The organism is Serratia sp. Je.1.23.a (assembly GCF_051129805.1).
In the GTDB taxonomy this organism is placed as follows: domain Bacteria; phylum Pseudomonadota; class Gammaproteobacteria; order Enterobacterales; family Enterobacteriaceae; genus Serratia; species Serratia liquefaciens.
In genome coordinates this window covers 406,225-425,927 of sequence record NZ_JBCPSR010000002.1, presented here as the reverse complement: position 1 = coordinate 425,927, position 19,703 = coordinate 406,225, and the positions used below count along the sequence as shown (strand labels likewise).

14 protein-coding genes are annotated in these 19,703 nt (G+C 56.6%); all 14 read right to left on the bottom strand.

Going from position 1 to position 19,703, the window contains the following annotated elements:
- Nucleotides 1-35 precede the first annotated feature (35 nt).
- Nucleotides 36-713: a respiratory nitrate reductase subunit gamma gene (gene narI / locus AAZT04_RS09735; RefSeq protein WP_020827435.1), complete on the bottom strand. Its 678-nt coding sequence runs from the start codon at nucleotides 711-713 to the stop codon at nucleotides 36-38.
- 2 nt (nucleotides 714-715) lie between these two features.
- On the bottom strand, nucleotides 716-1,453 hold the full coding sequence (narJ, locus tag AAZT04_RS09730; RefSeq protein ID WP_129982700.1) for a nitrate reductase molybdenum cofactor assembly chaperone: 738 nt from the start codon (nucleotides 1,451-1,453) through the stop codon (nucleotides 716-718).
- On the bottom strand, nucleotides 1,450-2,994 hold the full coding sequence (gene narH / locus AAZT04_RS09725) for a nitrate reductase subunit beta (protein WP_129982699.1): 1,545 nt from the start codon (nucleotides 2,992-2,994) through the stop codon (nucleotides 1,450-1,452). Before narH ends, narJ begins: the two co-directional genes overlap by 4 nt.
- The gene (locus AAZT04_RS09720) at nucleotides 2,991-6,767 is read right to left on the bottom strand and encodes a nitrate reductase subunit alpha (protein ID WP_434679861.1); all 3,777 of its coding nucleotides are present in this window, start codon (nucleotides 6,765-6,767) and stop codon (nucleotides 2,991-2,993) included. The genes narH and AAZT04_RS09720 overlap by 4 nt, the downstream gene beginning before the upstream one ends.
- A 574-nt stretch (nucleotides 6,768-7,341) precedes the next feature.
- A complete protein-coding gene (locus AAZT04_RS09715) occupies nucleotides 7,342-8,595 on the bottom strand; it encodes a hypothetical protein (RefSeq protein ID WP_129982697.1) in 1,254 nt (417 codons plus the stop codon).
- A gap of 56 nt (nucleotides 8,596-8,651) precedes the next feature.
- Complete coding sequence (locus AAZT04_RS09710; protein ID WP_187961567.1) at nucleotides 8,652-9,554, bottom strand: glycosyltransferase family 2 protein; 903 nt, start codon at nucleotides 9,552-9,554, stop codon at nucleotides 8,652-8,654.
- A 103-nt stretch (nucleotides 9,555-9,657) separates the two neighbouring features.
- Nucleotides 9,658-10,644 (bottom strand): glycosyltransferase family 2 protein, encoded by a 987-nt coding sequence (locus AAZT04_RS09705; protein WP_115058611.1) that lies wholly within the window; start codon nucleotides 10,642-10,644, stop codon nucleotides 9,658-9,660.
- 6 nt (nucleotides 10,645-10,650) lie between these two features.
- Nucleotides 10,651-12,537 (bottom strand): carbohydrate-binding protein CenC, encoded by a 1,887-nt coding sequence (locus AAZT04_RS09700; protein ID WP_129982696.1) that lies wholly within the window; start codon nucleotides 12,535-12,537, stop codon nucleotides 10,651-10,653.
- Complete coding sequence (locus AAZT04_RS09695; RefSeq protein ID WP_020827444.1) at nucleotides 12,534-13,277, bottom strand: glycosyltransferase family 2 protein; 744 nt, start codon at nucleotides 13,275-13,277, stop codon at nucleotides 12,534-12,536. Before AAZT04_RS09695 ends, AAZT04_RS09700 begins: the two co-directional genes overlap by 4 nt.
- A gap of 1 nt (nucleotide 13,278) precedes the next feature.
- Nucleotides 13,279-14,340, bottom strand: a complete 1,062-nt coding sequence (locus tag AAZT04_RS09690; RefSeq protein ID WP_261447884.1) for a glycosyltransferase family 4 protein — start codon at nucleotides 14,338-14,340, stop codon at nucleotides 13,279-13,281.
- 1 nt (nucleotide 14,341) lies between these two features.
- Nucleotides 14,342-15,247 carry a glycosyltransferase family 2 protein gene (locus AAZT04_RS09685; RefSeq protein ID WP_048760208.1) on the bottom strand — a complete coding sequence of 302 codons (906 nt, stop codon included), beginning with the start codon at nucleotides 15,245-15,247 and terminating at the stop codon, nucleotides 14,342-14,344.
- A gap of 139 nt (nucleotides 15,248-15,386) precedes the next feature.
- Nucleotides 15,387-16,235, bottom strand: a complete 849-nt coding sequence (locus AAZT04_RS09680) for an ATP-grasp fold amidoligase family protein (protein ID WP_020827447.1) — start codon at nucleotides 16,233-16,235, stop codon at nucleotides 15,387-15,389.
- Nucleotides 16,225-17,514, bottom strand: a complete 1,290-nt coding sequence (locus tag AAZT04_RS09675; protein ID WP_174574371.1) for a flippase — start codon at nucleotides 17,512-17,514, stop codon at nucleotides 16,225-16,227. The genes AAZT04_RS09680 and AAZT04_RS09675 overlap by 11 nt, the downstream gene beginning before the upstream one ends.
- Nucleotides 17,515-17,518: 4 nt before the next feature.
- Entirely contained in the window at nucleotides 17,519-19,699 is a 2,181-nt protein-coding gene (locus tag AAZT04_RS09670) for a polysaccharide biosynthesis tyrosine autokinase (protein ID WP_261286849.1), read from the bottom strand.
- Between the last annotated feature and the right edge of the window lie 4 nt (nucleotides 19,700-19,703).

Here is a 19,703-nt window from a genome sequence, read left to right as displayed (position 1 = left end):
CACCTGGCAGGCATTGCCGCTATGTAGGCGAGGAATTAACGGCGGTTACGCACCAATTGGTAGCGACGGGTCAGGTATTCCACCGGCACACTCCAGATATGCACCAGACGGCAGAACGGGAACAGCACGAACAGCGTCATGCCCAGCACCATATGCAATTTGAAAATCAACGCAACGCCGGTCAAATGCTGTGACGCCCCGGCGTGGAAAGTCACCACTGCCTGCGCCCAGGCCACCAGCTTCATCATCTCGCTGCCGTCCATATGCTGGGCGGAGAACGGAATGGTCAGCAACCCCAGACACACCTGCACCACCAACAGCGTCAGGATCATGATGTCGGCAAAGCTGCTGGTGGCCCGCACTCGTGGGTTGGTCAGGCGGCGTTTCAGCAACAGCGCCCCGCCAACCAGCGTCATCACGCCGCAGGCACCGCCGGCGATCATCGCCAGTTTCTGTTTCACGTCGATCGGCAGGAAGGCTTCATACATCCAGTGCGGCGTCAGCATGCCGAGGAAGTGCCCGGCGAAAATACCCAAAATACCGATATGGAACAGGTTGGAAGCCAACCGCATGCCCCTTTTATCCAGCATTTGGCTGGAGCCGGCACGCCAGCTGTACTGCCCGTAATCGTAACGCAACCAGCTGCCTATCAGGAAAATCGCTCCCGCCAGATAGGGGTAAATATCGAAGAAGAATTGATTTAAAAATTGCATGATTAGCGTCCTTTGGTTCCGGTTAGCGCATCCGTCAGGTCCAGGTACTGTGGCGCCACCGCGCCGGCAAAACGCCGCTGATGCGCCGTTTGCTGTGCCGAAGCGCAGCCTTGCTCACCGGGACCGCCCTGGGAAGTGAATCGTATCTGCTCCTCTTCCCAGACCGCGTCCAGCGCCTGCGGCGTGTCGTCCCTGGCTTCTCCCGCCACCTGTGACTCCAACGCCTGTGCCTGGACGTCACTGCCGGACAGCGTCAACAACAGGTCAAACAACACCGCGTACGGGCTTTCCCTCTGCTGCAAACGTGCGCCCAACAGCGCCAGGATCGGCGCGATGTCCTGCAAGCCACCGCGCGCCTCCGCTGGGCTGCGGCTGGCCAGGTATTCCAGATACAGCGGCAGGAAATCCGGCAGTTCACGGCTGTCGATCTCCAGCCCCGCTTCACGGTATTGCGCCATCAAATCGACCATCGCCTGGCCGCGATCGCGCGATTCGCCATGCACGTGCTCAAACAGCAGCAGCGAGGTGGCGCGACCACGGTCAAACAGTTCGCAGTATTCGGCCTGCACGTCCAACAACGGGCGAGCGCAAAATCGACGAATAAACAAGATCAACTGCGCGCTGTGGTGCAAATCCAGTTCGCTGGCCGGCTCCAGTGCCTCTACCAGCGCCTGCTGATGGTCAAATAACGCCTGCTCAGGATAATCCAGCAGGCGGGCAATCACTTTCAGGCTGATCATGAGGCATCCTCCTGACGGGCGGTTTTTTGCGTCACATCGATGGCGTCAATACGGCGGCTGTTGAACAGGTTGAATTTACCGTCGCTGCCGTGGCAGCCGTCACCAAAGCTGAAGCCGCAGCCTTTGCTTTCCGGGAAAGCCTCACGCGCCAGTTCGCGGTGGCTGGACGGGATCACAAAGCGATCTTCATAGTTGGCGATCGCCAGATAACGGTACATCTCCTGCGCCTGCGCTTCGCTCAACCCCACCTGCTCCAGGGCACTGGTGTCCAGCACGCCGTCAACGGTTTCCGCCCTTTTGTAGTGGCGCATCGCCAGCATGCGTTTAAGCGCCAACAGCACCGGCGCGGTATCCCCGGCAGTCAGCAAGTTGGCCAGATATTGCACCGGAATACGCAGGCTCTCCACGTCCGGCAATACGCCGCTGTGTGCCAGCTCACCGGCATCGGCGGCGGATTGGATCGGTGACAATGGTGGCACGTACCACACCATCGGCAGCGTGCGGTATTCCGGGTGCAGCGGCAGTGCCAACTTCCAGTCCATCGCCATTTTATACACCGGCGACTGCTGTGCGGCCTCGATCACCCCTTGTGGAATGCCATCCTGCAACGCCTGGGCAATCACCGCCGGGTCGTACGGATCCAGGAAGATATCCAACTGGCGCTGATAGAGGTCTTGTTCGTTTTCGGCGGCGGCGGCCTGCTCAATGCGGTCGGCGTCATACAGCAACACGCCAAGATAGCGAATACGGCCTACGCAGGTTTCCGAACACACCGTCGGCTGGCCGGATTCGATACGCGGGTAGCAGAAGATACACTTCTCGGACTTGCCGCTCTTCCAGTTGAAATAGATTTTCTTGTACGGGCAGCCGGTCAGGCACATACGCCAGCCGCGGCATTTATCCTGATCGATCAGCACAATACCGTCTTCGCCACGCTTGTAGATGGCGCCGCTTGGGCAAGTAGCGACACAGGCCGGGTTAAGGCAGTGTTCGCACAGGCGCGGCAAATACATCATGAAGGTGTTTTCGAACTGGCCGTACATCGCCTTCTGCATGTTGTCGAAGTTTTTGTCCTGCGAACGTTTTTCGAATTCGCCGCCGAGGATCTCTTCCCAGTTCGGGCCGCTTTCTATCTTCTTCATGCGCTGGCCGGTAATCAGCGAGCGCGGACGGGCGATCGGCTGATGTTTCCCCTGCGGCGCGGTATGCAGGTTCTGATAGTCGTAGTCGAAAGGCTCGTAATAATCGTCCAGCGCCGGCACGTCCGGGTTGGCGAAAATCTTCGACAACAGGCCGACGCGGCTGCCCATGCGCGGTTCCAGCTTGCCGTTGATTTTACGGATCCAACCGCCCTTCCATTTTTCCTGATCTTCCCAGGCGTGCGGGTAACCGACGCCGGGTTTGCTTTCAACGTTATTGAACCAGGCGTACTCCATACCCTCGCGGCTGGTCCAGACGTTCTTGCAGGTCACCGAACAGGTATGGCAACCGATGCATTTGTCCAGGTTCAGCACCATGCCGACTTGTGAACGAATTTTCATTTTGCTTTCTCCTGCTGGCAGCCCTGCGAGTCGTCGTTGCCTTCACCGTCTAACCAATCGATGCGGTTCATTTTGCGTACCACCACAAACTCGTCGCGGTTGGAGCCGACGGTGCCGTAATAGTTGAAACCGTAGGCCAGCTGCGCGTAGCCGCCGATCATATGGGTCGGTTTCGGGCAGACGCGGGTCACCGAGTTGTGAATACCACCGCGCTGACTGGTGATTTCCGAACCGGGGATATTCACGATACGTTCCTGCGCGTGGTACATCATGGTCATGCCTGCCGGAATACGCTGGCTGACAACCGCCCGTGCGGTCAGTGCGCCGTTGGCGTTAAAGGCCTCGATCCAGTCGTTGTCCTCAATGCCCAGCTCTTTGGCATCGTCTTCACTCATCCAGACAATCGGCCCGCCGCGCGACAGGGTCAGCATCAACAGGTTGTCGCTGTAGGTGGAGTGGATGCCCCACTTTTGGTGCGGCGTCAGGAAGTTCAACGCCTTCTCCTTGTTGCCGTTCGGCTTCTGGTTCAGCAACGGCTGCGCGGCGCGAGTATCGATCGGCGGACGGTACACCAGCAAACTCTCGCCAAAGGCGCGCATCCACTCGTGGTCCTGATACAGCTGCTGGCGGCCGCTGATGGTGCGCCATGGGATCAGCTCATGCACGTTGGTATAACAGGCGTTATACGACACATGTTCGTCTTCCAACCCTGACCAGGTAGGGCTGGAAATGATTTTGCGCGGCTGGGCCTGAATATCACGGAAGCGAATTTTTTCGTCTTCCTTGTTCAGCGCCAGGTGGCGGTGATCGCGACCGGTCATTTTACCCAGCGCGTCCCACGCCTTGACCGCCACCTGCCCGTTGGTTTCCGGCGCTAACGCCAGGATCACTTCGGCTGCGTCAATGGCGCTTTCAATTTTCGGCCGCCCCGCTGCCGGGCCGGCGGTTTTGACGTAGTTGAGCTTTTTCAGGAAGTCGACTTCGTCCTGGGTGTTCCAGCCAATGCCTTTCCCGCCGTTACCCAACTTATCCAGCAGCGGCCCCAGCGAAGTGAAACGCTCATAGGTGGCCGGATAATCGCGTTCTACCGCCATAATATGCGGCGCGGTTTTGCCCGGGATCAGGTCACACTCGCCTTTTTTCCAGTCTTTGACGCCGTAAGGCTGCGCCAGCTCTGCGGCAGAGTCATGCTGGATCGGCAGCGTCACCACGTCGGTTTCCTGCCCCAAATGCCCGACACAGACTTCGGAGAAGGCTTTGGCGATGCCCTTGTAGATTTCCCAGTCGCTCTTCGAGTCCCAGGCCGGATCGACTGCCGCCGACAGCGGGTGAATAAACGGATGCATATCCGAGGTATTCATGTCGTCTTTTTCGTACCAGGTAGCGGTCGGCAGCACGATGTCGGAGTAGAGGCAGGTGCTGGACATACGGAAATCGAGGGTCACCACCAGATCCAGCTTGCCTTCACCGCCGTTTTCCAGCCATTCCACTTCCTGCGGTTTGGCACCGCCCTGCTGGCCCAGATCCTTGCCCTGAATCCCGTTTTCGGTGCCCAACAGGTATTTGAGCATGTACTCATGGCCCTTGCCGGAGGAACCCAGCAGGTTGGAGCGCCAAACGAACAGGTTACGCGGAAAGTTCTGCGGGTTGTCCGGCTGCTCGGCGGCAAAGCCCAACGTCCCTTTTTTCAAGGCGTCGACGGTGTAATCCACCGGCGATTGTCCTGCGGCTTGTGCCTGCGCCGCAATATGCAGCGGGTTAGTGCCCAGCTGTGGTGCGGACGGCAACCAGCCCATGCGCTCGGCACGCACGTTGAGATCGATCAGGCTACCGCCAAAGCGTGATTTGTCCGCCATCGGCGACAACAGCTCTTCGGTACCTACGGTTTCGTAGCGCCACTGGCTGGAATGGTTGTAGAAGAACGAGGTGCTGTTCATATGACGCGGCGGACGTTGCCAGTCGAGGCCAAACGCCAGCGGCAGCCAGCCGGTCTGCGGCCGCAGCTTTTCCTGGCCGACGTAGTGCGCCCAGCCGCCACCGCTCTGGCCGACGCAGCCGCAGAAGATCAACATGTTGATCAGCCCACGGTAGGTCATGTCCATGTGGTACCAGTGGTTGACACCGGCACCGACGATAATCATCGAGCGACCATGGGTTTTTTCGGCGTTGTCGGCAAATTCGCGCGCAATGCGGATGATGTTGTGGCGGGAAACGCCGGTGATTTGCTCGGCCCAGGCCGGGGTATAGGCTTTGATATCGTCGTAGTCGGTGGCACAGTTGGCGTCGTTCAGGCCGCGCTCGAGGCCGTAGTTGGCCAGGGTCAAATCATACACGCTGGTCACCAGCGCTTCGCTGCCGTCCGCCAGGCGCAGGCGTTTGACAGGCAGTTTGTGCAGCAGGATCTCGTCCAGCGCTACGCTGTTGAAGTTCCCGCCCTCGGCAGCGCCGCTTTTGATGCCGCCAAAGTAAGGGAAACCTACCTCGGCCACGTCGTCATGCGCGCCCAGCAGGCTGAGTTGCAATTCAACTTCCTGCTGGTCCTGCCCGGCGCGTTGTTCCAGGTTCCATTTGCCCTGTTCGCCCCAGCGGAAACCGATCGACCCCTGCGGAGCAACCAGCTCGCCGCTGCGTTGATCTATGGCGACGGTTTTCCATTCAGGGTTATTTTCTTCCCCCAGGCCGTCAACCAAATCGGCGGCGCGCAGCAGACGACCGGCGGCGTAATGCCCTTCTTCGCGCGGCTCCAATATGACCAGCATCGGCATGTCGGTATAACGACGCACGTAATCGCGGAAATAACCCACCTCACGATCCAGGTGGAACTCTTTCAGCATCACGTGGCCCATCGCCAGCGCCATCGCGCTGTCGGTGCCCTGCTTCGGATTCAGCCACTGGTCGCACAGCTTGGCGACTTCGGCGTAGTCCGGCGTGACCGCCACGGTCTTGGTGCCTTTGTAACGGACTTCAGTGAAGAAGTGCGCGTCCGGGGTGCGCGTCTGAGGCACGTTGGAACCCCAGGCGATAATGTAGGAAGAGTTATACCAGTCGGCGGATTCCGGCACGTCGGTCTGTTCGCCCCAGGTCATTGGCGAGGCCGGTGGCAAGTCACAATACCAGTCGTAGAAGCTCAGGCAGGTGCCGCCAATCAGCGACAGATAACGGGCGCCGGCGGCGTAAGACACCATCGACATTGCCGGGATTGGCGAGAAGCCGATGATGCGATCCGGACCGAAGGTTTTGGCGGTATAGACGTTGGAAGCGGCGATCAGCTCGTTAACCTCCTGCCAGCTGGAACGCACAAAACCGCCGCGCCCGCGCGCCACTTTGTAGCTTTTGGCTTTTTCAGGATCGCTGACGATCGAACCCCAGGCCTCGACGGGATCGCTGTGCAACGCCTTGGCTTCGCGCCACAGTTTGATCAGGCGTTTGCGCATCAACGGGTATTTCAGGCGGTTGGCGCTGTACAGATACCAGGAATAGCTGGCGCCACGTGGGCAACCGCGCGGTTCATGGTTTGGCAGATCGGGACGGGTACGTGGGTAATCGGTCTGCTGGGTTTCCCAGGTGACCAGGCCGTTTTTCACATAAATTTTCCAGCTGCAGGAGCCGGTGCAGTTGACCCCATGGGTGGAGCGCACAATCTTGTCATGCTGCCAACGGCTACGGTAGCCGTCTTCCCAGTCGCGGTTGGTGTTCAACGTCTGGCCATGATCGCCAGAAAAGGGTTCCGCCAACTGCTTAAAATAGCGGAATCGGTCTAGAAACTTGCTCATCCGGAATTCTCCTGAGGGCTTTTTAATATTTTTTACCCTATGGATTTCAAGTCGCAGCAGGCGGCCAGTTCGCTCATCTCCAGGCGCTTACTCAAGTAAGTCACTGGAGTGAGCTAACGCAGGTAACAACGCTGCGGCTTGAAATACGGCGGGTAATGACGTTGCTCAATCTGCCGCCAGCCTACTGAGGCCAGAAGTTGGGCAAATTGATTGCGATCAAGAGAACGAGGGGAGAAAAACGGCGGCAACGGCAAGCCTACCCCTAAAGTATCAGTGCGTGAAATTGATTTAATTAATTGAAAATAATATAGAAATTATGAGATGGAACTTCTATGACGGGATGTGCTGAGCGGGGCGAGGTATTTGGGGGTAGAAACGGGCTGATGCCCGCTTCAGACTGCTGACAAACCAGCGAAAGGGCTAAACCGGTAGGGGTCGAACATGTTCGACCCGATTTAACCCATTGATGATGCTATTGGGCGCAGCATGCAGCGCCCCTACCATTAAACTTTGTCAACGGCCTCAAACGGACTGATGCCCGCTGCCGATTCGGTGAAGTGATTAAAAAAGCGCATTAGCCTAAATCCATCTCATGCCCTATCCACTCGCCGCTGTCGCGGTTGATAAATTGCAGATACTGCTCATATTCCTGTTCGCCATAGAACAGGTTCAGCAGCGGCGTTTTATAGAACGACTGCCACATCTGCCCCAGCATGATCGGGCGACGCGGAACGTAAATGTTCTCTATCAGGTTATAACCGGTGGCCATCAGCATAAAGCACAGGAAGAAGTAGTTAAATCTGCCGCGGATGAACGATCCCCGATGAGCCACGTAATAAAACAGCAAGAACACCGAAGCCACGCTGGCATAACGGCTGGCCGCCTGCAGCGAGCTGGAACACAGAAACACAAACACCACCAGCCATGCCGCGTAGTTTTTGATGTCCCCCGCCTGATTGCGCATCGGGTTAGCGAGCATAAACACGCCGAGAAACAGCGCCGGGAATAACACGATCAGGAAGTTAATCATGCCGTTGGCGTTGCCGGATGTCAGGTAGTCGCTGGCGTACATGCCGGAAGTATAGACGTCGGAGTAACTGTTGATGCCGGAGATCGTAATATGGGAAACGATAAACGGCAGCGCAAACTTGGCGGTCAGGAAGGCGATGGCGCTGAACACCACCGTCAGCAGGCGGTTCAGGCGCATCACCCGGCTGCACAGAAACACCCCCACCAGCAGCATGCTGGAAAAATGAGTCAACATGGCGAATAGCATCAGGCCCGCGGCAAGCGGACGGTTAAGCTTATGGCAAAACAGCACCATCGCCAGGGTCATCACCGCCATCGAGAAGCCAAAGCGCAGCCCCATGCCAATGATAAACGGGTTAATCAAAAACAGTACAGCCAGATGCAGCAGCACAAACTGCCGCGCCGTGAACGCCTTGCCGGAATGCAGCATGACGATATTCAGCGCGCTGAGATAGCAGTAAACCGACAGCGCGACGTACAGCCCCGGAATAATGAAAAAGGGGATCCCCAGCGTTTTGAAAATATAGAAATTGGCGTACAGCACCACGTCCACCTTGCCCTGAATGACATCACTCAGGCGGGTCGCCGAATTGATGGCATCGTAGTTGGCAAAGTGGCGGTAAAGGTCTGCCAGCGGCGGAATTTTGATGAAGAAAAAGAAAAAACACAGCGCAATCAGCACATAAGCCGCCGAGTTCTTCTTTCCTGCCCTCAGCGTGCCTATGCTGTGCAACAAGGCGAAAAGCGGTACCGTCAGCAACAGTACGCTGCCGATCAGCGTCGAACGTTCAAAGCGCATAATCATCCTCTGAAAGGGGGAATCTCTTAAGGGTAACGGAGTACGCGAAACGCATCTCAGAACGGCACGCCGCGGAAAAACACATTGCGGATGATATTTTTCATATACACCCCCGCCATCAAGCCGCTATTAACGTAAACAATGCCCTTCAACCCATAGAAAACGCCTGCCAGGCGACTCTTGCCGTCGGTAATGATGCGCGAAGTAATGCAGGTATGGCGCAGACGCATGATCTTGCGTGCCCGGGGTGACACCTGCGGCATCAGCCGCTGCTCAAACTGCATTTTGTTGCGGTAGCCAATAATGCCCTTCGGACTGGAGGTGATGCGTTCGCCGTCATGGTCGTTGTGCACCGCCAGTCGTTCGTGCAGCGTACCGATCTTCGCTCCGGCCGCCAGCAGCCGGTAGAGGAAGATATGATCCTGGTAGCGAGGAGTGTTGAAAAAACCCCGTACCGCAATCGCCGTACTACGGCGCATCATGATCATCGGCGTGTAGGCTACGCCGGCCAGCATAAAGTCCTCCAGCCCTTCGCAACGCGCGCGGTAGTAATGCTCAGCGCTGATCTGCCCGTTTTTCAGAATATCCATATCGCACAGGCTGACGTCGTAATCGCCCTGCTGCATAAACGCCAGTTGACGGGCGATTTTCTGTGGGTGGTAGTAATCGTCATCATCCAGAAAGCTGATGTACTGACCGCTCGAACGCAGGATCCCGCTGTTACGTGCCAGCGCGCCGCCGCCATTGCGCCTGCGCGGGTAATAGATAATCTCACCCCGCTCAATGTAGCCGGCCAGGCGTTCGCGGGTCGCCAGGCGATGGGCGTCGCCCTGCGGGTTGTCATCCACCACGATGATTTCCAACGGGCGATGGGTTTGTGCCAATACGCTATCGATGGCGCGTGCCAGCAGTTCGCTGCGGCCATAGGTGGGTATGATGACGCTGACGGTGATACTCATAGTTTTATTCTGCCTGTTGGGGGCGAGAGGGCTCGCCCCAATTGACATGGGTGCAGCATGCTGCTGCTTTGACGAAAACGGGAAAGAAGCGAATGCTGTGCCGCTAGCCACGCAGGTTGTACAGCCGGGCCATCAGGTAGTAAGCCAACGGGCTACGGTAAAACAGCCGGTTTTTACGGCTCAGCATTTTACGCTCCTCGCCGCGCAGGCCGGAATAACGGCGCTTCAGCTCGCGGGTTTCGCGCAACGCATCACGCGGCCCGAAAAAGTCCAACCCCACCAGCAAGCGCGCTTTCAGGGTGGTGACGTAGAGAATCGAGTAAAGTCCATGCCCCAGTCCCTGCCGTCGCCCGCTGTCAGCGCCGTCGAGTGCGTAATCCAGATCGTCCAGATCGCGTCGCTTGGGCGCGCGCGTAATGCCATTCGGGTTAGCGCGGTATCCCACCAACGGCGTATCGCAGACCACGATGCGTTCGGCCTTCAGGTAAAGCTGCGGGATCAGCTGAATATCCTCAAAATTGCGCCCCGCCGGGAAGCGAGCCTCATCGAACAGCGTTTTGCGATAAATCCTCGCCCAGGCGTACCACATGCTGCGGTTAAAGCTGTCTGCCAGCAGCGCCATATGCTCATCACGCTGCTGCGGAGCCGCATTACCGGGCACGATAGCCATGGTCCCGTCCGGTTGGATCTTGCCGTTATTGAAGGTCGAAAAGCGCTGGGCGTTGAAGGCCACAATGTCGGCCAACGGATTATCCGCCAACAAACGCCCCAAAATGCTGAAGTAGCCCTCCAGCAGTACGTCGTCGGAGTCCAGGAAGCCAATGTAGTTCCCCTCGGCATGGTCAATGCCGTTGTTGCGCGCCTGGCTTAACCCCTGATTTTCCTGTCGCAGAATGCTGACCCGCCGTTTGTGCTGCGGGTAGCGACACAGCATCTCTTCGGCAATGCCGATGGCACCGTCCGGGCTGCCGTCATCCACGATGATCACTTCCGCCCAGTCAGGTAACTGTTGCAGCACCGAGTCAAGACATGCCTCGATGTAAGCCTCGACCTTGTACACAGGAATAATCAGGCTCAGGGTAATATTCATGACCGGTTATCCTTTATCTTCTGTTTGACGTTGCACCCATACCGCACGGCTGCCCATCGAAGGCAATTCCGCCTCAATCTGCCGTTGCCCCTGAGCCTGCCAACCGGCAGGCAGATCAAAACGTGCCGACATTTGACGGTAATAAGGGTTGGCTATCAGTACCAGGCCGCGATCGCCGCGGATAAACAGCCGGGCCGGGATGGCGGTATTGTTGCCTTGCAACAACCGGCTTTCACCGGAAAGCAGGTAAGGCTCAAAGCTGACAATCTGCTGTGCTACGCCGGCGACGCCACGCCAGATAGCATCGAACTCCTGCTGACTGAAGCCGCCACGCTGGCGCTTGTAGAACAAGTCGGTATAGGAATAAAACAGGATGCCTCTGGCCCCGCCGATCAGCCCTAGCCAGGCCTGATTGCGGATCTCCGCCTCGGTAGGCTGACGCGGTTTGCGGCCGGGGGCGTAAGCGGCATGATCCATAATTTGCATCACCAACCAGGCTCCTTTTGCCTGGCGCGCCACCTGGCTGGTAATACGGCTGTACTCCAGCGTTCGCGTCAGATCGGCGTCTCTGCCGACCGGATAAGGGTCGCTGGCCAATACGTCCGAACTGTTGAAATAGGCATTGAGCGTCCCGGTCTTGTCCAACACCTGGAACGTCAGGTGATCCGGATCCAACTGCTTGACCTGCAGGTGTTTTTGCTCAATCTGCGGCACATATTCCGGGCCCAGTTCGTCGTTGATGTACCAGGCGAGCAGGTTTGGTTGATGCTTGAACTTCTCCACATAGCTGGCCGTCAGCTGCGGATAGCTCATTTTGGTTTCCGGCGCAAAGCGGGTGCCGGCGTACATATCCTTGAGCGAAAAAATCACCTGCAAACCATATTGCTGGGTTTTGCGGAAATAGTTATAGGGGTCGCGGCCGGTGCCGTAGTTGTAATTGAGCAAGGTATTGAAACCGGCATCGCGGATGCGCGCCAGGTGTTCGTCCGTCGCCATCTCGCCGTACATGTAGATGCCGAGCGGGAAGAAGCGCTTGCCTTGCTTCAAAACGTAACCCTGAGCATCCAGCGCTACCTTGGGCTGCGGGCGACCAACGCTGATCGGCATTTCGCTGCGCTGACTGCGTTGCGTGGCCACGTCCGTCACCTGCTGCTGCAGGCGGTACTCTCCGGCAGCCAAATCGGCCGGCAGCGGAAACTCCACCTGCTGTTTTTCGCTGATGGCATAGCGGCGGCTATCATGTTTGACGGTGGTATTCTTGTCGTCGACCAGGGTACTGTCCACCTGCACCTGCTGCGGATCCACCACTTCAATCAGGCTGGAGGCCGCCTCCTTGCCGCTGCGCATCTGGTACAACTCCGGCGCAACAGGTTGCAGACAGGCGTAAACATCGTCAAACCAGGCACTGCCGGTGGTGCCCTGACGCAGATAAACGCCCAACACCACTTTCACCGCCCGTGGTGGCACCCGAAAATCGCCGGTCACCGGCTGCCAGCCGCTGGTGCCCAGCAGCCCCTGCGGATAGCTGCCCGCCAAAAAACGCCCTTGGTCGTCATAGCTTTCGACAAACACGCCGGCGCCCTGATTTTCGCCCTTGCCCCTGAGATTTTCACCGCGAACCCAGGCACCAAAAGCCAGCTGTTGACCCGGTTTGACCGACAGGGTTTGCAGCATGTTGTGGTAGTTGGCCGGGTTGTGATTTTGATAAAACAGGCTGCTCTGACCGCCGTGGCCACCCGCGACCACCTGCGCCGAGGCCAGCGACCACCCGGCACCACCCTGCTCGAAGCCGGGATCCTTGAGCAGGTTGCTGTCGCAGCCGGCCGCATTGGCCAGCCCCGCCCAGCCGGCGCTCGCCAGCAGGCAGGCCGAGGTTAGTTTGCTGAAATTCATTGTCTTTTCATCACCGCGCTGTACAGATAGGAGAAGAACAGATAACAGGACTTCTGATAGGAAAGCCCCAGATGGCGGCGATATATCTGCCACTGCCAGTCGGCCGCGCGGAATTTATTGCCGGACAGCGACTGCGCCGACAGGCGATAAAAGGCCAGGGGTTCGGGGATGCAATAAGCCATGTGGTTCCGCGCCTTCTCCAGCACCGACAGCCACATCACGTAATCCTCGTGGCCCACTTTGCTCTGGTACACCTTGCCGACCTGTCGCTGGTTGTACATGCCGGTCAGATTGCCGATCCAGTTGCTTTTCAACATGTCTTTATAGGCGATGATTTCGCCGGCGCCGCGGTAGTTTTTCACCCGCGTCGGGTCATCTTCAAAGGTGTAATAATGGGAGCACACCACGTCGTAGCGGTTGGTCTTGAGAATACCGACCTGACGCGCCAGCTTGTTCGGGTGCCAAACGTCATCACTGTCGCAAAACGCAATATAATCGCCGCGTGCGGCTTCAATCGCGATGTTGCGGGTTTCGGCCACGCCCTGATTGGTGTTGTTGCGGATGTAAGTCAGACGATCGTGGATGAACGGTTTCACCACCTCGGCGGTATGATCCGTGGAAGCATCGTCGATCACATACAGGTGATAATCCTGGTAAGTCTGGTTCAACACCCCGAGGATCGACTCTTTGATAAAGCCCGCGGCGTTGTAAGCCGGCATGATAACTGAAACTTTTTCCATCTTAACCTCCAGCGATAAGCTGTTGCCATTGGGGATAAATACGCTCGGGAATGTACTGCTGCGCCCGCGCCAACGAGTGCAGAGAGAAGCGCTGACGCAACTCGCCGTCGCCTATCAGCGCCAGCGTTCGTTGGCTGAAGGCCTCGATATCGTCCTCCGCCACCAGATAACCGTTTTTACCGTTATCGATCAGCTCAGCCGGTCCGGTCAGACAGTCATACGCCACCAGGGGCAGACCAAAACTCATCGCTTCAATCAGCACCATCGGCAAGCCTTCGTAACGCGAGGTCATCAATAGCATCGCGGCCTGACGGTAGTGACTGGCGATGTCCGCCGTCGCCGGCAACAGCTTCACCTGATCACCCAGACCGGCGGCGTCAATCTGTAGTTGCAACGTTTCGCGGTCCGGACCGTCGCCAACGATATGCAATTGCCAGCCTGGCGCTTGTGGCGCTATCCGTTGCCAGGCGGCGATCAAGCGGTCAAACCCTTTCTGCCGGCATAACCGCCCCACCGCCAACGCCACCGGCTGTTGCTGAGCCGGTTGTGGCGGTTGCACCGGGAATGGCGAAACGTTTTCGATCACCCGACATTTGCGGTCAGGCACCCAACGGCTGATGGTGGCCAAATCTTTCTTCGTCAGCAGAACCGTACGGTCACCGAGTCGGTACACCAGCACCTTCAACCACTTCATCGGCCAGGGATACTGATGGAAACTGACGTGCTCACTCAGCAGCAGCCGGCTGTGCGGGCACAACAAGCGCAGGTACGGCACAATAATCGACGAGAGTTTGCCCATCGAAACGGTGATAATTGCGTCATAGCGGCCGCGCCGTAAAAACCATGCCAGTCGCCAGGGCCACAGCAGCGTTCTGCCGCGCATAAAGCGCAAATTCACCGCCGGGTCCAGCGGGTAAAACGCCCGGTCACCGCTGATCGACACCAGATCCACCTGATGCCCTAAACGCGTCGCCAGCGCATTGGCCAAACTGCTGGCCACCCGCTCGGTACCGCCTTTTTCGGCGATATTCTCAATCACAATCGCTACTTTTCGTTGCTGCATGTCATCTCCGAAATCCCTCGCGAGCGGTACGCAACAGCCGTCCGCCCAGTGGAAACAGCCCCAGTCTGGCCAGACAGTCGCCGTACAGTTTTATCGCCCTGAATTTGCTGCTCAGGGCATCACGCTCAGTGCGCGATGAGTAATAGTTAAAGGCCTGCAGATTTTCGCTGTAGAGCGAGGCCAGCAGGTGTTTGCAGGCAAAACCACTGATATAGCGGCCGCTGGCATTGAGATAAGCGTCAATAAACTGTTCGCTGGCGTCGATATTCATCCGACAGCGGTCCGTATCGGCATCACCGCAGCGGATAAACACGCCGCGTCCCTCGTCAAAGGCCACTTTGGCTCCCAGGTTGGTGGCATTGACCAAAAATCCCCAATCCTGGTACTTATAAAGAAACTCCGGAAATAAAAACCGGCGGTCATCTTTTTTGCGCAGACTGATGGTTGAAGTGCGGATATCGCCCATGTCGATAAATAAAAAATCCGCCCCCGTTGCACCTTCTTTATAATCGAATCGATAGCTGCGTACATTCCTGTCACTTACCGTAACGTAGTTACCAAAAATAATGTCTATACGGGTGTCCTGATGACGTTTCAGGCGGCGGATAATATAGTTGGTGTTAAACGAATCCTCCGGTTCCAGAAAGAAAACCACTTCCGCTCGCGCTAACCGAAAACCGGTATTGCACGACGCCGCGGTATTACGGCGAACTTTATTTTCATGCAACCGCGCCCGACGATTTGCAACCAACAGGCTACGCATATTATCCAGCTCTTGTTTATCCGACGCATTATCCACCACGATAATTTCATAATCGAATCCGGAGCAGGCATTAGTCATCCTGACTAATGTAGTGGCCAGGCTGGCTGAGTTATTAAAAACGGGCATGACAATCGATAAGTCCATTTATTACCTCAACAATATATTATCATTTGGCAAAACAACGCTAATGCCAACGGAATAGCTTGTTATCCCAGAATGTCCTTGTCCGGTTACTCCCCCCGTCCTGACGCGGTGAAATACGCGCAGCCCACCGGTTACTCAACTACTCCTGGAAATAACCTCCCCACTCTTGTTCAATAATTTCCGGTGTAAATCGTTGCAGGCCGGCTCCGGGAGTAAATGTCAACTCGCCAAAATAGATCCGTTCCTGCACCTGATAAAAATCGACACGCACATAGGAGAATTGCTCTGCTACCTGGCGTGCCAGCTTCAGCATCTGTTCTAAACGGCAAGGTTTCTCCATCGGAACATCGCTGTTAGGCACCCCCATGCGGATTTCCGTGCGGTTCCAGTGGGCGTCGAAGAAGTCGCGGCGGTGGTCGATAAAGCGCTGGTAATCAATCTGAATGAAAAAACGCACCTCTCCATTGCGATTAAAACAGTGGATCTTGATGTCGTTCGGCGTCTTGCCGTCTTCCAGCAACATCTTTTCCACCATGATGCAGGGCGAAATATCCTTATAATGTCGCTCGCGATAGACTTGATAAAAATTCTGTCGCAACCAACTGTTGGTCAATACCCTTAACTCATTAAAACTGGTCTGGCTTTTATCAAACACCAGCTTGTTATAACCGCTGCCGTGATTCGCCTTGATAACGAAGGTATTCGGCAATGACTCATACATTTCCTCAGTTAATTTTTTACCCTGTGCATAGAGTTCGATGAGGTATTCTTTTCCCCACAGCCGTTCAATGTACTCTCTGACCAGATATTTATCGGACAGTTGAGTATACATTGCCAGAGGATAGACTTTTCTGCGCATCAGTTTCTCGCTATACCCCACCGGTTTAGCAAGATGTGGCACCTTGCGAAAAAATAAGGCGTATTTTAACTGATGATATAATGCATCGGGTATATTACGGTAAAAACCCTTCACCAGATTATTTAGCATAAAGTTCTCGCACCTTCCCTATTAGTTGCGGTAAACAACGGTAGCAGGTGACCTGCAGCCGGGTAATTTGTCCTTTTCTAAAAAAGCCATTAAGTACAAAAAACGAAATAAATTCGGTAATAAACGTTGATATCGCCGCGCCCAAAATGCCATAACGCGGGATCAACACCAGATTCATCAGCACGTTGACCAAAGCGGCCAAAGGCATTTTTATCGCGATAAACCGATAACCGCCAAACAACACGATCGCCCGGTAAGAAACAGTGCCCATCACCGAGAACAGTGAAGTCACCGAGCACAGCGCCAGAATGGCGGCGGTTTCACGGTAACTGTCGCCAAACATCAGCTTCACTATCGGGCCCGGGAACAGCGACAGCAGTAATATCACTGGCATAGAAAGCAGCAGAACCACCAGATACAGCAGTCGGATCCGCCCTTCCTGCTCGCTTAAGGAACCGGCGTTGGCCACCCCCGGCATCATCGAGGTAATCAGCGCAATGGGCACGAAGACCCATCCCTGACTCAGGGTGATGGCGGCACTGTACAACCCAACGCTGTGTTCCCCGAGGTAGTTACCGATCATGATCTGATCGATACGCGTATAGATGACAATCGATAACCCGGACACGGCCAGCGGCAGCCCCACCTTCAGCAGATAGCGGCCATAGCGCCGTTGATGACGCAGGCTGATGGGCCGCATGCCCCCTTGCTCGCGGCGAAACAGCAGCCAACGTACCCCGTAGGGGATCAGGCTGCTCAGCACATAGGGCACCGCGAACCACTCCAGCGGCAGCTTGGCATGCACCAGCGCCAACCGCATCACAATCGACAACAGCAGCGCCACATTGTTGATCAGCGTGTTCAGCTTCGATTTCAACAGGGCGTCGTAATAAATTTTATAAACGTCCTGTACCGAGAAATATGCGCTGACCAGCATTAGCGCCATCATGATCTGGCTGGTGCGATCCTGCGTTAACAATGCCCAGGCCATCAGCGGCACCGCGATCAGCGCAAAGAGTTGCCGCCGCAGACGCATCGAGGCCAACATCAGCCGAATGCCGCTGTGCCGCTGGCGGGCGACGCGATTGAACAACACCGCATCGGCCCCCAGTTGCACCAGCGGAACCGCGATGGCAATCACCGACAACAAATAGTTAATCAGCCCGTACTGCGCCGGCCCAAGATAGCGCGCGACGTAGACCGAAACGAAAATCCCCGACAGGCTCAGCGATACTCGCTCCAACATTAACCACAGGGAGTTCATCAGCATCGCTTTCATAGGGTTACTGGACCTTTTCCTGGTGGCTCGGGTAAGCAAAGGCATAGTAACCGGCGTCGGTAGCGGTTTTCTTCACCATGCCGTTGAGGATCACCCCTTTAATGGTGACACCATTTTGTTCGAACCGGCGGATGCTGGTCTCAATCTGCCGGACGGTGTTGACCTCGAAACGCACCACCATCAGTGCCGTACCGGCGTGGTGTCCGACAATGGCGGCATCGGTCACCGCCAACACCGGTGGTGTGTCGATCAGCACCAGATCGTAGTTCTGGCCCGCCCAACGCAGAAAATCAGCAAAGCGCTGGTGCATCAACAGTTCGGACGGATTAGGTGGCACCTGCCCGCGCGGCACAAAATCCAGGTTGGCGATATCGGTCTTTTTCACCGCCATCTCTGGCGCAATCAGCCCTGACAGCATGTCTGAAAGGCCTTCCTTGGCGCTGTTGTTCAACCAACGGTGCAAGAAGCCTTTGCGCATATCGGCATCAATCAGCAACACCCGCTGCCCTGCCTGAGCGATCACTACTGCCAGGTTGGTGCTGGTAAAACTCTTCCCGCTGGCCGGGCTGGCGCCGGATACCATCAGAATATTGTTCTTGGCCTCCATCATGGCGAAATGCAGGCTGGTGCGCAGGCTGCGGATAGCCTCAACGGATAAATCTTCCGGTTCTTCCTGCGCCAGGATCGGTAGTTTGCCGCTGCTGTGTTTGGTCAACAGCTGCTGCTGAACTCGATTGCGCTTTTGCTGCCAGGGCGAAAGCGGCACCGTGGCATACACGCTGATACCACGCTTTTCCAGCGTATCGGTATCGCTGATGCCGCGATGAAGCGCAGCACGCAGTACCACCACTGACGCCGACAGCACACCGCCCATCAGCAGAGCGAAGAACACGATCATCGCTTTTTGTGGCTGTACCGGCCGCAGACCGGTTTCGGCCTCATCGATGATGCGGATGTTGCCCACGGTACCGGCCTTGCTGATGCTCAGCTCCTGCTGCTTGTTCATCAACTGCATGTAGACCTGCTGATCCACCTGCACGTCGCGGGTGAGGCGCAAAATTTCCTGTTGGGTTTTCGGCAAGGTTTGTACCTGTTTACCGAGTCGCGCCTTTTCAGCTTCCAGCGTGGCGCGCTTTTCCAACAAAGCACGGTAGGCCGGGTGTACCCGGGTATAGAGCTTGGAAATTTCCGCCTCTTTGAAGGTCAACTCATTGAGCTGCCCTTCAAGTTGCACCTGGGTGTCCAGCACCGACTTGGCCTCCAGCGACAGGTCTACCGAGTCGTTCTGCTGGCGGAATTGATTAAGCTGATTCTCGGCGTTATTGAGCGAAGTCTGGGTCCGTGGCAACTGCTCATGCAGGAAGGCCAGCATGCGCTGGGCTTCTTCAGTTTTTCGATCCACATTCTGCTGCAGGTAGTTATCGGTGATACTCTTGAGCACCGCTTCCGCACGCTGCGGATCCTCCCCCGCCAGGCTGAAGGTCATGATGCCACTTTCCTTGCCGCCAGGTGCGACATCGAGAATATTGCGCAGATCGTCCACCGCTTTTTGGCGCTGCACGTTAACCACGGTAAAGGTGGTGCCCGGCTGCGCTTCAAGCTCGCTCACGTTGACCGACCAACCGCCCTGCTGCAGCGTTTGCCCCACAACGCCGCTGAACAAGGTTTTGCCGTCATGACTCAGGCTGTAATGCTGCGGATCATCGACGGTCAGGGTCAGTTCCTGGCCCTGCATCACCGCCGGCACCTTCATGGAAGAAATACGCAGTACCGGCGTAACTTCGCCACTCAGGCGAGCGATGCCCTTGCCGAACAGCGGGAAATAATCCGGACTGATGCGCACCGTCAGGCCGAGGTCGTCGACGGTTTTGCCAATTACGTAACGTGATTTCGCCAGCGATACCTCGTCCTGGGTCGCCGAGTTCTGACCGACTCCGCCGATCGAACTGTCCAGCGTTTCGCGCAGCAACGAGTCGCCCGAAAGTTGTTTTTCCACCTGCACCAGCGCGGTGGCCTGGTAGATTGGCGTTGCCATCAACGCATAGGCACAGCCCAGCATCCCGGCTACGCCGGTCACCAGCAGAATGCGCCAGCGGTTGTCCCACAGCGGGCCAATCAGGCGCTCCCACTCCAATTTGTCGTCCTGTTCGGCCATCACAATCGGCAATGCATTGTTCTTCATCATCGGT

Excerpts from the sequence above, each read along its gene's own strand:
- AAZT04_RS09670 (WP_261286849.1), bottom strand. The coding sequence starts at position 19,699 with ATGATGAAGAACAATGCATTGCCGATTGTGATGGCCGAACAGGACGAC.
- narJ (WP_129982700.1), bottom strand. The coding sequence starts at position 1,453 with ATGATCAGCCTGAAAGTGATTGCCCGCCTGCTGGATTATCCTGAGCAG.
- AAZT04_RS09690 (WP_261447884.1), bottom strand. The coding sequence starts at position 14,340 with ATGCAGCAACGAAAAGTAGCGATTGTGATTGAGAATATCGCCGAAAAA.
- AAZT04_RS09700 (WP_129982696.1), bottom strand. The coding sequence starts at position 12,537 with ATGAATTTCAGCAAACTAACCTCGGCCTGCCTGCTGGCGAGCGCCGGC.
- AAZT04_RS09710 (WP_187961567.1), bottom strand. The coding sequence starts at position 9,554 with ATGAGTATCACCGTCAGCGTCATCATACCCACCTATGGCCGCAGCGAA.
- AAZT04_RS09715 (WP_129982697.1), bottom strand. The coding sequence starts at position 8,595 with ATGCGCTTTGAACGTTCGACGCTGATCGGCAGCGTACTGTTGCTGACG.
- AAZT04_RS09675 (WP_174574371.1), bottom strand. The coding sequence starts at position 17,514 with ATGAAAGCGATGCTGATGAACTCCCTGTGGTTAATGTTGGAGCGAGTA.
- AAZT04_RS09720 (WP_434679861.1), bottom strand. The coding sequence starts at position 6,767 with ATGAGCAAGTTTCTAGACCGATTCCGCTATTTTAAGCAGTTGGCGGAA.
- AAZT04_RS09695 (WP_020827444.1), bottom strand. The coding sequence starts at position 13,277 with ATGGAAAAAGTTTCAGTTATCATGCCGGCTTACAACGCCGCGGGCTTT.
- narH (WP_129982699.1), bottom strand. The coding sequence starts at position 2,994 with ATGAAAATTCGTTCACAAGTCGGCATGGTGCTGAACCTGGACAAATGC.
- AAZT04_RS09680 (WP_020827447.1), bottom strand. The coding sequence starts at position 16,235 with ATGCTAAATAATCTGGTGAAGGGTTTTTACCGTAATATACCCGATGCA.
- AAZT04_RS09705 (WP_115058611.1), bottom strand. The coding sequence starts at position 10,644 with ATGAATATTACCCTGAGCCTGATTATTCCTGTGTACAAGGTCGAGGCT.
- AAZT04_RS09685 (WP_048760208.1), bottom strand. The coding sequence starts at position 15,247 with ATGGACTTATCGATTGTCATGCCCGTTTTTAATAACTCAGCCAGCCTG.
- narI (WP_020827435.1), bottom strand. The coding sequence starts at position 713 with ATGCAATTTTTAAATCAATTCTTCTTCGATATTTACCCCTATCTGGCG.